The organism is Microbulbifer mangrovi (genome assembly GCF_002009015.1).
Lineage (GTDB): Bacteria > Pseudomonadota > Gammaproteobacteria > Pseudomonadales > Cellvibrionaceae > Microbulbifer > Microbulbifer mangrovi.
This window is the reverse complement of the sequence record NZ_LZDE01000347.1, coordinates 93,177-108,564: the sequence shown is the minus strand read 5'-3', so window position 1 is coordinate 108,564 and position 15,388 is coordinate 93,177. Positions and strand designations below refer to the sequence as shown.

The 15,388-nt window shown below is 55.0% G+C and carries 7 protein-coding genes; 4 read left to right on the top strand and 3 right to left on the bottom strand.

The genetic code is table 11. The features are described 5' to 3' along the window. The first annotated feature begins 23 nt into the window (after window positions 1–23). The 4 genes from B4U49_RS18550 to B4U49_RS18535 all read left to right on the top strand — a co-directional run bounded on the left by B4U49_RS18550 (window position 24) and on the right by B4U49_RS18535 (window position 6,246). Entirely contained in the window at window positions 24–656 is a 633-nt protein-coding gene (locus B4U49_RS18550; RefSeq protein WP_078086103.1) for a 2-dehydro-3-deoxy-6-phosphogalactonate aldolase, read from the top strand. 62 nt (window positions 657–718) lie between these two features. Further along, a complete protein-coding gene (locus B4U49_RS18545) occupies window positions 719–1,690 on the top strand; it encodes a DUF4862 family protein (protein ID WP_078086102.1) in 972 nt (323 codons plus the stop codon). A gap of 65 nt (window positions 1,691–1,755) precedes the next feature. Next, window positions 1,756–4,191 (top strand): glycoside hydrolase family 42, encoded by a 2,436-nt coding sequence (locus tag B4U49_RS18540; RefSeq protein ID WP_078086101.1) that lies wholly within the window; start codon window positions 1,756–1,758, stop codon window positions 4,189–4,191. A 105-nt stretch (window positions 4,192–4,296) separates the two neighbouring features. Next, window positions 4,297–6,246 (top strand): CRTAC1 family protein, encoded by a 1,950-nt coding sequence (locus tag B4U49_RS18535; RefSeq protein WP_158078656.1) that lies wholly within the window; start codon window positions 4,297–4,299, stop codon window positions 6,244–6,246. 62 nt (window positions 6,247–6,308) lie between these two features. On the opposite strand, the gene B4U49_RS18530 is transcribed toward B4U49_RS18535, so the two are convergent. From B4U49_RS18530 to B4U49_RS18520, 3 genes are all read right to left on the bottom strand, one after another. After that, on the bottom strand, window positions 6,309–7,154 hold the full coding sequence (locus tag B4U49_RS18530) for an aldo/keto reductase (RefSeq protein ID WP_078086099.1): 846 nt from the start codon (window positions 7,152–7,154) through the stop codon (window positions 6,309–6,311). Window positions 7,155–7,439: 285 nt separating this feature from the next. Next, the gene (locus tag B4U49_RS18525) at window positions 7,440–11,525 is read right to left on the bottom strand and encodes a hypothetical protein (RefSeq protein WP_143735742.1); all 4,086 of its coding nucleotides are present in this window, start codon (window positions 11,523–11,525) and stop codon (window positions 7,440–7,442) included. Window positions 11,526–11,763: 238 nt separating this feature from the next. Then, the gene (locus B4U49_RS18520; protein ID WP_078086097.1) at window positions 11,764–15,249 is read right to left on the bottom strand and encodes a LamG-like jellyroll fold domain-containing protein; all 3,486 of its coding nucleotides are present in this window, start codon (window positions 15,247–15,249) and stop codon (window positions 11,764–11,766) included. Between the last annotated feature and the right edge of the window lie 139 nt (window positions 15,250–15,388).

The following is a 15,388-nucleotide window of genomic DNA, read 5'->3' as shown; positions in this document are numbered from 1 at the left end:
CCATTCGATTTTGGAGCATAGACATGAGCAATAACCCAGTAACCCGTTATCTTGAAGCGTTGCCACTGGTGGCAATACTCCGCGGTGTGCAGCCTACCGAGGTGGTTGCAATCGCCGACACTATCCGCGAATCCGGATTCCGTATTATCGAGGTTCCCCTCAACTCTCCTGAGCCCTACGCGAGTATTCAGGCACTGGCGGAAGTGATGGGTGACGAGGTACTGGTCGGCGCCGGCACCGTGCTGACGGTGGAGCAAGTACGAGCCGTAGCCGATGCCGGTGGCAAGGTAATTATTTCCCCAAATACCAACGAAGACGTTATTCGCGAGACCAAACGCCTGGGCCTGATTTCCATGCCGGGATTCTGTACCCCTACCGAGGCGCTTGCAGCTGCGGCGGCCGGTGCCGACGCCCTGAAACTCTTCCCGGCTACCGCCCTTGGGCCGGAAGGCTTCAAGGTCGCCTCCGCTGTGTTTCCGGACCTGCCGGTGCTGGCGGTAGGTGGGGTGTCGCCGCAGGATATGCCGGAATACCTCGCCGCGGGTTTCTCTGGCTTTGGTCTGGGCTCAGGGCTATACCGCGCCGGTATGACCGTGGAGCAGGTGCGCGAAAATGCCGACGCTTACGTCAACCTGTACCGCGAGAACCAGCCGTAACACGCTCGGCTCTTGCCGCTGAATATTCAACTCCTTCGAATCGATAAACGCGCATTAGAACCATGAAATATATTCTCGCCGCCTATGCGACCGCCCCCGTGACCGACACCTGGCAGCCGGAGCTCCAGGCCAGCTATCTGGACGAAATCCGGCAATTGCACAATATTCGCGGTATCGAGCACCCGTTCACCGGGCAGTTGCATCCGCACGACGATGACTGGTTTCTCGCGCACATCGATCCAAACTGGGACTTCGTCTTCACCGGCGTGCCGGGCATCATGGCACGCCTGGGTGAGAATGCCGCATTTGGTATTGCATCCGACGACCCAAGTGGGCGCGAAGCCGGCCTCGAGTTTTACCGCCAGATGTGTACCGCGGTGAAAAAACTCAACGCCCACCTGAATCGAAAAGCCGTTGACTTTATCCAGCTGCACACCAGCCCGAATCGCACGCGAGCGTCTGCCTCCACAGAATCTCTGAAAGCGTCACTGCGGGAAATTCTGTCCTGGGATTGGGATGGGGCGGAGCTGGTCATCGAGCATTGCGATGCCTTCTCTGAACGGATGGAGTCTGAAAAAGGCTTTCTGTCCCTGGCTGATGAAATCACCGCAATTTCAGAGGTAAACAAGGAGCTTGGCACCGACCTGGGAATCTCCATCAACTGGGGCCGTTCCGCACTGGAAGCCCGTAGTACAGAGGGGCCGTTGGAGCACTTGCGTCAGGCACGTGCGGCCGGCATGTTGCGTGGTTTTATGTTCTCTGGAATTTCCGATAAGGAGACGCCTTACGGCGTATGGCGCGACTCTCATATGCCACCGACAGAAATATTCAAAGGCGGCAACTTTGAACCCGCCTCACTGCTCACCAAGGAGCAAATGGCGCTCAGCCTGGAACTCGCCAACTGGCAGCAGTTGGACTTTCTCGGGGTGAAAATCGGCCTGCGCCCAATGGATGCCAGTGTCGAGACCCGCGTGGCCTACAACCGGGACACATTGGCAGCCATTGACCTGATCACTCTCACCGCAGGGAACTGACACCGACTGCGGGCTACCCGATCATCACCTAAGAATAGATAAAAGATTGTTTGCGAGAGAATAATATGAAAAAGACAATGCTGTGTGCTGCTATTGCCGCACTTTTACCGCTCGGGCTTGGCGCTTGCTCCGAGCAGAGATCTGAAGCCGCTGCGCTGGAGAAGCCCGCCAAAGAGAGTACTGCCAGCGCCAATCCGCTGGAAGCTTCCGCGCTGAGTAAAATCGATGCACTCGAACTTCAGGTAAAAGCAGCGCAAGCCAAAGGCCTGGACGTTACCCGTGAAGAAACCACTCTGTGGTTCGCCCGGGAATTCCTCAAATTTGCCAACTGGGACGAGCAGAACCGCGATGCCGTGGCCTACATGTTCGAAGCTTACGCACCTTACAAAGACAAGAAAGACGAGCTGGCTGACGAGTTGCCAGATTTCGAGCGCAGCAAAGTGATCGAAATCCTCGATGCGAGTATCGAGGAGTTGGGCAAGGTGATAAGTGGCGAAATCAAGCGTCGCCCGGTGCCCAAAATTGACTGGGAGAACATCGAAGTCGGGGACAACATGCTGCTCAGCAATGGTAAGCCCGCCTTCCTCTACGACTACTTTTCCAAATCGGTAGGTCGGCCTCTGACTGACACCGCGGTATACAACGACCACCTGGGTGCTATTTTCCACGGTGGGGAGAACCTCTATCCGGTGGACCACGACCGCGCCATCAACTCCTTCCTGCTGAAAGAAGACGGCACCTTTGATGATGCATTGATGAAAGAAGTCACCGACATTGACCCGAACAATGTCGGTTTTCTGATCTACTGGAATATGGGTATTCCCGAGTGGGTTGAAAAGAAAGAGCCGGAAGTGCGCCTCGGTCGCTCCCTGTTTACCGGCTATGACATCGACAACCCGCTGGTGCGTGACGTGTGGGGCAAGATTGCCAGCCACACAGGCGAGCTGACGCGCGGCAAGAAAGTGACACAGCTGGGCTACATTCTGGCCAACGAGCCGCACTGGTACAGTGAGAAAGGCCACTGGAGCCAGAACTTCCAGGAAATGAATGCGATCAGCTCCTACACCCTGGATGCATTCCGCAACTGGCTCGACGGGAAATATCAAGGCGACGTCAAGCGTCTGAACACCAACTGGGATAGCGATTTCTCCAGCTTCGACAGTGTGCAGATCGAAATCCCCATCGACCCCGCCACCCGCGGCACCCCGATGTGGTACGACTGGTCCCGCTACAACATGGACCGCGCCATCAACTGGTTTACCTTCCTCCAGGGTGAGCTGCACAAGGGCAACCCGGATGCGGATACCAGCATCAAGATCATGCCCAATATGTACAGCGAGAATAATCGCTCTCACGGTATCGACGTGGAAGCGTTAACCGACCTGACCTCCATGATTGGCAACGATGCCAAGACCCGGGAGACCCGCCACCTCAATTACAAGCAACCGGAAGCCTGGGAAGCCCACTATAGCTGGTTCTGGGAAGAGATGAGTATGAGCTACGACTTTATGGAGTCGGTCTCACCCAACAAGATTCATGTAAACAGTGAAAGCCATTTCCTGTCCTCTTCCTGGTGGCGCGACCTCGACACCAGTGTGGATTACGTGAATAGCGTCTACTGGCTAGCAACCCTGCAGGGTATGGACGCCAACATGGCCTGGTTCTGGGCCCGCGACCCGGACGGATCCCCGGAAGATCGACTTGAAGGGGAAATGAATTTCTTTGACCCGGCACTGGCGGGTTCCTTTGCTGGCTCGGTCAACCAGCAGCCACATATTGCCAATGCCTATACCCAGGTGATGTACGACCTGAACAGCTTCTCGGAAGAGATTGTTGCCCTGCGTGAACAAAGCCGTCCCATCCGCCTGTTCCACTCGGAAACCTCCGCCATCAACAAGCCGCGTCATATGAGCGAGCAGTGGAAAGCCTACGAGAGCCTGTTCTTCGATGGATTCCCGGTGGGTTTCGCCACCGAAAACATCATCAACAAGCAGGATCACAGCCAGTGGGATGTGATTGCCGTGTATAGCACCCAGTATGTCACCGCATCGGAGCTGGCGGCACTGCAGGACTACCTGAACAAGGGTGGAACCGTTGTGGTGGATACCGCGCAAAGCCTGAGCATGGACGAATACGGCAAACCGCACAAAAAAAGGTTGTCTCAGGGCAAAGGCAAGCTGATTGTCCTTAACAAAGAGAGCGACGTGGCGGCCCTGCGCGAAGCGGCTCTGGAAGCTGCGGCGCCTAGCCTGCCGGCAGTCAATCTCGTCGAAGACAATGGTACCGCGCACAAAGGCACTACCTGGCGTGCCGTACAGCAGGATGACGGCGCCTACCTGGTCAGTATTCTCAATATCGGCAAGCACACTGCCAAGCTGGATCTGAGCCTGAAGGGCGCTGACGCGGTGGCCATTACCGATCTGTTTACCGAGAAGAGTGTGGAGAGCCAGTTTGAGCTTGATCCAAAAGGTGTCATGTTGCTGAGAGTAACGACTCTATAAATTTTCCTGTTTTGTGGCCGCTCCCCGCGGCCTTTTTTTTGCCGATAAATCGATTTCAGATTCTGTCCGGCAAGCGCGAAAAACTGAACAAAAATGAAGAAACGTATGTATAGGTTTTTTAAGAGACCCTGCAAGTCTGCACTGCTGATGGCCTGCTTTTCCTCCAGTCTCGCACTGGCAGCGACTGCCGAAAGCGAAAAATCGACCAGTCTTTTCACTGAAGTCTCGGATCTGATTCCCATCGAAAAGCGCGAGCGCCGTAAGTGGGATAGCCCCATGATTGCCGATCTGGATGGCAACGGCTTTCAGGATATTGTATTGACCGAGCACGCCCACAAAGTACAGATTTTCTGGAACGAAGGCGGTACATTTTCCGGTCCACAGGATTTGATTAGCGGCGATATGCACGGGCAGGGGCTCGGGGATTTCGACAATGACGGTCAGCTGGAAATTATCGTTGCCCAGGGTGGTGGTAATGGCAGCAATCCGAGAAAGCCTGTGCATTTCGAGGTTGGCAGGGACCGCTCCGTCAGCAAGGCCAGCATACTGTCTCATTTCGAAAAGGGGCGTGGGCGATCCATCAAGCCCTTTGATGGTGATAACGACGGTGACCTCGACTTGTTCCTGACTGGCTTTTTTACCCCGGAGCAGAAGTTCAAGGGGGCAAATCACCTGTACCGTAACGATGGCAAAGGCAACCTTGAATTCGTCCAGCACTTGCCATTCAGTGACCGCCTCAGCTATCTCTCGACCACCACCGATTTTAACGGGGACGGCGATGCCGATATCCTGGTGTTTGGCGGCAACCGCCTCGTTGCTCTGGAGGGTGGTGAAGGGCTCACCTTTACCGAGGTCACCGAAGCGCGTTTCGGAAACCTGAAAAGTATCAATGACATCAGTGCAATCTCTTCCATCGACTTTGATCGGGATGGGGACCTGGACCTGGTGCTCAGTCGCTCTGAACATCAGTTTGAGAACGAGACTTATCTTGACCAGGAAAACCAGCGCTATGCGTTCTTTTCCCGGTTTTCCTCGTTACAGCTGGATGACCTGAAGATTGATGGCGATCTGACACTGGAAAACCTGCAAATGGCGTATCCACACTTCGACGTATTCGCCGGCAAGGCCAGGAAGCGTCTGAAGATTGAATCCAGAGAGCAGTCACAGCGCTCCTGGGATGCCGACAGTTACGGGTTATTGGATGTTGTTGTGTCAGCGCAAGAGGCCGCGGGTTTTCCCGATAACGCCTGTGCACCCGGGGTGAAAATCAAGGACCTGCCGGAGGACTCCCCGCCCGGTCTGTATGTAGGTTACATGGGGGAGGGGGTATGGCGTATTTGTAACCAGACCCTGTCCCCCACGGCTGCGGTAATCCACAATGTGCGCTCGAACCCTTCCACCACCAGTGACGAAGCGCTACCCGCAAAACTGCTGGAAAACCGCGATGGAAAGTTTGTGGACGTAACGGAAGCCATGGGAATCCGTATCGGCGAGCAAACCACCGTCGCGCTGGTGGTGGATTTAAATAACGACGGCTGGGACGATCTCTATTTCAATCGTTACGGCAATATGGCGATGGAGAACCAGCAGATTGTGTATTTGAACCAGCAAGGGCAGACTTTCCAGCGCCTGGAGTCTCACGGAGTGGTCGCTACAGAGCGCGGCGCTACCGGCAGTGGTGCGGCCAAGATAGACTTCGATAAAGATGGCGACTACGACATTCTTACCGCCAACGAGCGAGGACTGTGGCACCTGTTTAAAAACAACACAGAGAGCCTCAATGGCCATTATTTTATCGGCTTTACCCTGGGAGCGTCGCCCTCCGGTAAGGCATCGGTATTGGGGGCCGCGGCAGAGGTGCGCGCCTGTGGGAATACTTGGCGTCAGGTCGTGGGGGATTCCGCCTCTTCCTATGGCGTGCCAGTGAATAATGATCTTCTGTTTGGATTGGGCCAGTGCGATAAGGTGGATACCGTCAGTATCCGCTGGTCCAATGGTGAGACCCAAGTCGTTAAGGGATATGAGGTGAATCGGTACAACGATACGCGTCACTGAACGATTCAGGTGGCTCGCTGAGCTCGAAAAGGCGGCACACCCTGTGCCGCCAGTCTTAAGCGCTAGCTGACGTTTTCCGGGTTCCAGTCTGAATTACAGCGATAGTCCCGGTTGAGCGAACTCAACGCTGCCATGTCCTCTCGGTCCAGCTCGAAATCAAACACGTTAAAATTTTCCTGTATCCGCGCCAAACGCACGGATTTCGGGAAGGTGGGAATTCCCTGCTGTAGAATCCAGCGGATACACACCTGTGCTTTGGATTTTCCATATTTTTGCGCAATCTCAAGAACACGGTCTTCCTCAGAGACCTGCATCCGCGCGAGAGGGCTGTACGCCGTCAGCTGGATACCTTTGCTGGTGCAGTAATCGCGCAGTTCTTTCTGGTACAGGTATACATTGTACTCAACCTGATTGACCGCCGGTGTCACCCTGGCGTAATCCTGCAGCTCATCCAGATGTCGTACAGTAAAGTTACTCACGCCGATCGCGCGGCACCTTCCACTCGCGTATATATCTTCTATTGCCTGCCAGTTTTCCATGCGGCTACCCGGGCTGGGCCAGTGCATCAGGTAAAGATCGATCGCGTCTCGCTGTAGTTTATCCAGACTCCGATCAAAGGCCTCCAGCGTGTCTGCATGCCCTTTGGCTTCCGGGGTAAGTTTCGTGGTGACGAAAATATCGCTATCGCCACTCTTCTGCGCCCATTTCTGCAAGGCTGAACCCACGTCCTGCTCGTTCTCGTAGACCTCCGCGGTATCGATGTGCCGATAGCCCGTGTCGAGAGCGCTCAGCACGGCATCTTGCGTTTCCTGTCCTGGGGCAGAAGACCAGACACCAAAGCCGAGTAGTGGCATTTGGAGTCCGTTGTTCAAGGTCACACTTTGCGATGACGGAGTTGTGGGTTGCATGTTTTCTCTCATAGCTCTTGTATTAATCCTTGTATTGACCCTGGCTCAGGTTTGCTTGGCCAATAGTACTAAGGAACCTCTGAATAATTACTGCGCGTGCGTCTGGCGGCATCCGGCTGTGCTCTCAATGCTCACGTACTGCAAGTACGCTCCGCTTGTTCCGCGCGGGCGGCTACCACCAGACACCCGCTCGCTACATTATTCAGAAGTTCCCTAATTAGAAAGGGCCAGTTGCTTTCACAACTGACCCTTTAAATTACCTTCTATCCGTTTAAAAGGTTGTGGTTAATCCCAGCGCTCTACCGGACACGCCTGCATGCCATAGTAGTTGCACACGCGCGCCGAGTAGGTGTTGTCGTCAATAGACTCCAGCTTCGGCTCCGGGAAGCCAATCATTTCGAGGCTATAGATATTGATATTGAAGTTGTAATCAATACCCGGCTCGTTGCCATCAATTACGCCGCCGATGGACGGGCCGATATAGATCTGCCCCTGACGAGACCACTGATCAGTCGAAGGCAGACAGACGTTTTCGCACATGGGATTAGTGTTGGCGAAGTAGTCCAGCTGGTCCTGCTTCAGGTGTGCATCCATGCCGTTGTTCACCGTCACATTGTAAATATGCGACTCTTCGAACCAGCCTGGCTTCAGCCCGGTTCTCTGGTGCACATTATCCAGACAGCTGCCAATCGGGTTGATACGCGCCGCCCACTGGTTGACGCCGCGGGCGTAGGGCTGCGCAGAGCAACCTGCACCGTAGGTAGCATCGATTTCGGCACGCCACTGTTCGCGGGTATATGCCTGGCCAGCGGGGCTAAACAGCTCAACGTAGCCGTCGTCCACCCGCACTGCGAAGCCGCAGCCGTTGGAGGTCACACCATCTACCTGCACGGATCCGTTCTCCTGGAAATGCGGGCCAAACATGACCGGCGCCAGACAATCGGTGCCGCTGATGTTCTCTGCGAAGATATTGCGGATGCCACCCTTGCCGAAGTCCTTCATGGTGAGGTTGTCCGTCTCCATGCGCAGCGTGATACCGCCTTCGCTGTGCAGGTCGCGGAACAGGATATTGTCCGCCGCGTAGGTCTGGATAACGCCGTAGCCAAACAGGGAGTTTCGCTGGTCTACCTTCTCGATAATACCGTTCACCGGCCAGAAGATATCGTTGCCCCTCTGGGTGATACCCACGAGGAAAGAAGCAAATACCGTCTTGTTATCTTCGATGGTAAAGTTGGAGAACTTGAAGTTTTCAATATCCCCCATCTTGAACACCGCGGTTCTCTCGTTCGGTGCATTGCGCAGGTCAATGGTGAATCCGTCACCCAGGCCCACAAAGCTAAAGTTTTCTGCTTTGCCCTGGTTGCCATTACCCATCTCAAACATCCAGACGTTGTACCCGCCTCCCTCGGCCATGTGGAAGGTCACACCTTCCTCCATTTCCAGGTGCACGTTTGAGCGCAGGTGCAGGCTGCGGAAGTAGTAGTCACCGGCCGGTACCGTCAGCTTGCCGCCGCCCAGGTTACTGCTGATGTCATCCAGAGCGGCCTGCATTGACGCGGTATCGTCACCGGCATCCAGGTTGTTTACACCGTAGTCGGTTACCGCATTGCGGGTTACCGCGAAAGAGGTGGGTTCGGTGTAGAAGTCACTGTCGGCCACCGCCAGCGGTTCCGGGCGCGGGTTACTGGTGTAAGTGCCACTACCGTCGTGATAACCGTAGTCTGGGCCCTCGTATTCACCGCCATCGTCGCCACCGCTATCGCCGGAGCCCTCATTGCCGGTGAGGCGGTAATCATCGATGATCACCTTGTCGCCAACTTCCAGGCCGCCGAAGAAGAACGAGGGCAGGACATCAACGATGTCGCCGCCGTCTGTCAGTTTCCAGGTGCTGGGAATGGTGAAGGACTGCTGGTCGGTGATCGCATCCACAAAGGTAATGTCTACCCACTGGCCGAAGTCCGCAGAGCTTACGGTTGCGGTGTAGTCTGCGGTAACGCCCTGCGCTGCGGTGACCTTACCGTACTTGCCTCCGTCCAGGGTGACGTTCCAGGGCAGCAGGTGATGCTTGATGGTTACATCTTCGGTACCTACATTGCCCGCCGCTTTTTCCACGCGAACACGCAATGTGACTGTCTCGATTTCTTTACCGATGGAATCACCACCAAACGCATTGCTCCACGGGTTGGCAGCACCCCAACGGTGCCAAAGCATGGACTGGTTGGCGATACTGGTCTGCTCATTCTCATCCACATACGAGAGGGCATTGGAACCCTGGTAGCCAAGGCCGCTTTCCAGTCCAATGGAGCCGTATCCCGCGAGAACATAACCCCAGCCGCCATTTTGCGCGACAGTGGCTTCCTCAAAGTCGTAATCGATGCTAAAGCCTGTTGGCGCTGGTGGCGCTTCGCCGGCAACGGTGGTTGCTTCGTAGTCATCGAAAAAGATCTTGTCGCCCACCTCGGTGTTGCCGAACTTGAACTCGGGATAGATTTCCAGTTCGCTGCCAGCGGTGGGTATCCAGGTGGCGGGGAACTTGAAGTCGATGGCCTCACTGCCTTCGAGTACGAAGTCGACCTTCACCCATTCGCTGCTACCGGCCGGAATGGTGCCTACCAGACGCGGAGACATTTCGGTGGCCGCGCTGATTTTGGTCGCCTTGGTACCGTCGACCACGCCGTAAGGCAGTAAGTAGTGGATTAGCTGGATATCTTTCTCAGTGACCAGTTCGGTGCGCACCCATACCGACGCCGCTGTCAGGGTATCACCAAGAATTTCGGTGTTACCGAATGCCGCGCTAAACGGGTTGCCAGTCCAGTCCTGATACAGGGTGCCGGTTTGCTCGGGATTGATATTGGTGCTGTTGTCTGTCCACGACAAAGCGGACGAACCGTTGCGACCCTGGCCATCTGCAAAGCCGATAATACCGCGGTCTTTGATGGTTTCGATCCAGCCTTGTTTGCCCTGGCTTTCCGCCACTTCGTTGGTGTCGAAGTTATGGGTGAAGGTGGATGTACCATCCGAACTGCCGTCATCCCCGCCGTCTGATCCACCAGAATCACCACCATCCTGGTCACCAGCGTCTTCACCGAGAATAAGCTGGTAGTTGTCCACATACACCTTGTCACCGACGTCGAGACCGCCGAAAAGGATATCCGGATACACCTGGATCGGAGATTCACCATCGTAGTGTTTCCAGGTATCTGGGATAGTGAAGGCACTGAAGCCGGTTTTACTATCCACCAGATTTACCTGTACCCAGGTACCGTTATCAGATGCGGGAATCGTCGCATTGTATTGCGGACCTACGTCGAGACCGGCGCTCAAGGTGGGGCCTTTCTTATCATTGATAAGCGGATAGGGGATCAGGTGATGTTGAACCGTGACATCGCCGGGTACCGCTTTTTCAACCTTCACCCAAAGGGAAACGCCCTGAACGGTGAGGCCTTGCGATTCACCGAGGGCAACCGTCCATGGATTGATGTTGTCTTTATTGGTTCTGTTGTTAAAGCGCAGGCCATTCTGGGTGATGTTGGTATTGGGGCTGGTATCTTCGTAGGAGTAGGCTGCAGAGGCATTGATGCCCGCGCCCTCCTCAAATGCCATAACACCGCGATTTTGCGTGGGGTACACCCAGCCTTCCCAGTTGTTGTTTTCTGTCTGGATTTCGTTGATGTTGAAATCGTAATTGAACACGACAGTGCCGTCGTCAACACTCCTCTGAGCGTCTAAAGGAAATGCGTCTTCAGCGTCGTTTACACCGTCGCCATCCGTATCCGGATTGAAACGATCGGTACCGTTGATTAGTTCGTTTTCGTCGCTGACACCGTCATTGTCGTTGTCGGTATCTGCGTTATTGCCGATGCCATCGCCATCGGCGTCTTCGGTCTCAGAAGGATCCAGCGGGAATACATCCACCGCATCGTTTATGCCGTCACCGTCGGTGTCTGGATTCAGCGGGTCGGTGCCTTTTTCGGCTTCCTCGCTGTCACTGACGCCGTCGTCGTCATCATCGGTATCCGCATTGTTACCGACGCCATCTCTGTCGGTATCCATCCACTCTGATGAATCGAGAGGGAATACATCTTCGCCGTCATTCGTACCGTCACCATCCGTATCTGAATTTCTCGGCTCGGTTCCGTTGGCGATTTCATCGACGTCGGTAACGCCATCATTGTCATCGTCGGCATCGTCCTTGTTCTTGATGCCGTCGCAGTCGAAATCCTTGCCTCCGGCATTGCCGTTGCCGGTGTTCTTGTCATGATTTGGGCGGCAAGATGGGTCGCCGTTCAGCTCCGGGTTATCGGCGGCGCTATCGAGTTGCGCGAGTACTGCACTACTCGAGATCATGCCCCCGGCTAGCAAGGCAGACAATAATATTCGTCTGCATAATTGCTGATTTTTCATAGTTTCTTTTCTCCTGGTCACCATGTTTTTTTGGAATTTATTCTGATTGGGTATTGGGCACTGGTGTTGCCCGAGTTGGAATTTTATGCATAGGTTTCGTGCGCTAAATCTCCTCCTTTTAATAGATACGCATGCTGATTTAAGGTGATCGCAAAATCGTGAAGTGCCGATGCCGACACTTCACGGTGGCTTTTCTCTAAAGTGCTTATTCGGGCAGCCCGGTTGCTTCAACCTCCACCAGCCCGACCTCCTGGCCACTTGGCGCGAGCAGTTCAATTCGAATTCTTGAAGCGCTAATAGTGGGATCCAGAGTGATTACCTGAGGGCCAACCCCCGAGGATTGTTCGAACCCTGTCATGTTGGTGATATTGGTTGCGTTGACGCGTCGAATTCGCCAGCTGAGAATCTGGTAAGGGTTGCTGTCGTCTTCAAATAGCGTGAACTGAAGATTGTTGTAGCTCCCGCCGAAATCGAACTCCAGGTAAACGCGCTCTGAGGAGTCTCCGCGGGCGTTGGCGGTTGCTTCCGTGCCCGAAGAATCATCGTCAAATGCGACCTCAAATCCGGTGTTCCAGTTGCCACTGGCCTCTGCGAAAGTTGCTGTGGAAAACAGTCCCTGACCCTGTCCACCACCGGAGCTTCCTGACCCTCCAGAGCTGCTTGAACCACCGGAGCTTCCTCCGCTTGAACTTCCACCTGAAGTGGCGTGGGCGACGCAGGTGTAACTGCTCGAACCGTCGAAGCGGGGCAGGTCAAACTCATCGATGCAGACCGGATTGCTTTCATCTCCGACCAGTGCAGGGTTGGGGGTCTCAAAGCTTGCTACCCATGACGCAGGAATAACGCCGTAGGCAAACGGGTCTGGTTGCATGGGTTGCCTTCTGGGATCGTTGATGGCCAGTACACCCGGGTTACGTGCCAGGGCGGCGATGGTCAGCCCGTCTCTGCCATCGCTGGTATGGCAGCTGAGGCAGAAGGTGTTGGTACTTGAATCCGGTCGTTCCCTATCGAAATAGATTGGCCCTTCGGGAAAGTTGATGTTGTCCCGTACCCCGCTGAGCCCGCTCGGGATATTTCCCAGGTGTGCGGCAAAGTCGGCAGTGAAATTGTGGTAACAGACATACTGCGCGTAAGTCGGGGTATTGGGATCAGTGTCCTGGGCGACGGCCGTATTCACCAGGTTGTGCATGGTGGACGGAACCGTACTCGCCCAGCCGGCCCAGAGCGGAGCTGGAGATCCACTGACACCGGCAATAGTGCCGTTGGCCATATTGCACGCGACTTCCGGGTTCAGGGCCTGGGCGAAAACCTTGAACTCGTCGATCCAGCCCATGAACTGGGTGTTACCGGAGCCCCCGCCGAGGGTCAGGTAGGCTCCGCTGCCTTCCTGTAGCTGGAACAGGACCTGGTTTTCTGAAAACTGGTGCACCGGGTAGCCGTCCAGGTACAGGAGGACGGTTGTGCTGGTGCCGTTGGCGGATACTTGCAATCCGAGGTGCACCCAACCATTGCCGTTGGTGACGGTAGTGCCATCGGTTTGTTGCAGAATCGGCTCATCAATCAAGTAATTTTCGGCGACGGTTCCATCGGCGCGCTTGAAAATTACCCGGTTACCGGCCCGGATGCTGATACTTGTATTGTCCGGAAAGGTAATCAGGCGCTTGTCACCGCCGGTAGATTTGTTGCGCTGATCGAAGAACAGGCCGTAGTACCAGGATTGTGTACTGACGTTGGTGCTCGAGTGACCGCTTTGTACGGGAATCTGGAAGCGGACACCATCACCGTCGTTTTGCAGCCAGAGCCCCTTGCCGTGGATACCACCGTTGGCGACGGGTTCTACTCTCGGCAGCAGGCTATCGTTCGAAATCAGCTCGCCAGAGGTGGGAATACGCCACTCGGTATCTGCCGGAGAACCACCCTGGTCTGCCAGAAGCCGACGGCCACCAGTGGCCGCATTCTGGATTTGCCCGGGAATGATCTCGCGATTCCCACTGGCGCGCATGTTAATCACCTGGACCATATTCGCGACGATAAAGCTGTCCGGATTCAGGTAGTCGTCAAACGGCAATTCGGTGGTTCCGCGTCCGGAGCTGACGAGCCAGCTGACGTCGGCGGGGCTGACCGGGCGCAGGGTATTACGGAAGTAGTTGAAGCGATGCTCATTCGAATCAAAGAAGGTGGTATTTCCGGAGCTTGCCAGAGGATGTTCATCTTCCTGATTGTCGCGCCCGTTGCCTACTCGGACAAAGCCATCGCTGCCCAGGCCGGGCTCATACAGTTGTATCCGGCGTTGCGCGGCATCCAGCCCACCGAGACTGTAATCGATGTTGTTGACCAGATTGTCCAGCAACACCATTTTTCCGCGAGTCCACAGTCCCATAATGATGCGGCCATTGAGGATGCCGCCGGACTGGCTATCCGCCGGTGCCAGACAGTCGGGTGACGACGTCACGCATTCGATATAGCTAACGACGGGGTCGGCAGACGCTGTTTTATTATTCTCATTGGATTCATCCAGGAGGTCGTAGCCCACCGCGGTAAACGAGATATTGTCCGCGTTTTTGTCGATCCATGGGTAGGTGGACATCGGCTGATTCTCCGGGATTACATCATTTTCTGTATCCCGGAATAGCTGCATGGCAAAGCCGTAGCGCGTATTGATCGAGTCGTCGTAGGGTGCGTGGCTCAGCGGACGAATACTGTCGGCAGTCCATTGATTCACATCACAGGCGGCAAAGTGATTGCCAGGATTGGATGACGCGTTCGCCTCATTAAAGAAATACACGTTGTCGGATTGCGTCTTGACCCGGTTACCGCTGCTGTCGTTGTAATAGACCGTGGTGCCACCATTGACGCGGAGAAATAACAGCTTGCCATTTCCGGCTACATTGGGCTCCAGAAAACCCTGAGCCGGTACAGTTGGGCCCGCATAGGGGTTGTTGGCAGCACTGGGATCACTCACCACCGGGGGAAGACGGATTTCCGTGATTTCTGCATTGGCGGTTTTCGGGTTGGTGACCTCTACGGTGAAGGGAATACCGTAAATACGCCGGGCCTCAACATTGATACTCTGGCCATTTTCGTCGGGAACGTTGACACCGCCTGAGGGCTCGTCTGCCCGGATCAAAACCAGATCGTAGCAGTCGCGATCGCTGTTTGTGCCACATGCGTAGGGATTCTTGCGCGTATCATGCGGGTCAAACGTCGGGTCACACAGTCCATGGTGCGCTGTGGAGCCGCCGCCGTAGTTGTTGTTCAGGATATTGTTGGTAATGGACGCACCGCTCAGGGTGATTGAACCATCCGCGTTGTACGTAGTGTTAGCGTTGGTCACATTTGGCACAAGCGCATCGGGCCTGCCCAGAATATCTGTTCCGGGAATGTGGTCGACGAATGCACGGGCGTAATTCGGGTGACCGGGATCCTCGAACTTCTCCGGAACTTGCAAGCGAATCGCCAAGCGCCCGTTACGCTGGGGCTTGTGAGAAATACTGATCCTGCCATCGGCACTGGTCTGCAATGCGGGAATGGTAGGCCGGGTGTATTCCGGCAACAGACGATTTTGAAAGCTGGATGTGCTGCCCGTTTCGGTAGTCATATGCACATCGCGGTCGATAGAAGGGCGCTCGGGGAGCGCAACTACTTGCCCCGCCGTGAGGGCGAGGAGTACTGCTGCTATATTGGATTTCATTATTGTTTTCTCTCATATTATTTTTTTAAGAGTCATCCAGTTACAGCAATGGGCCGCTATTAAGCCCACGCATAGATGTGGTTTTTAGTCAGGTCATCTTCCTCCTCGTGCAAAGATTACGGTTGCACTTCATATGTAA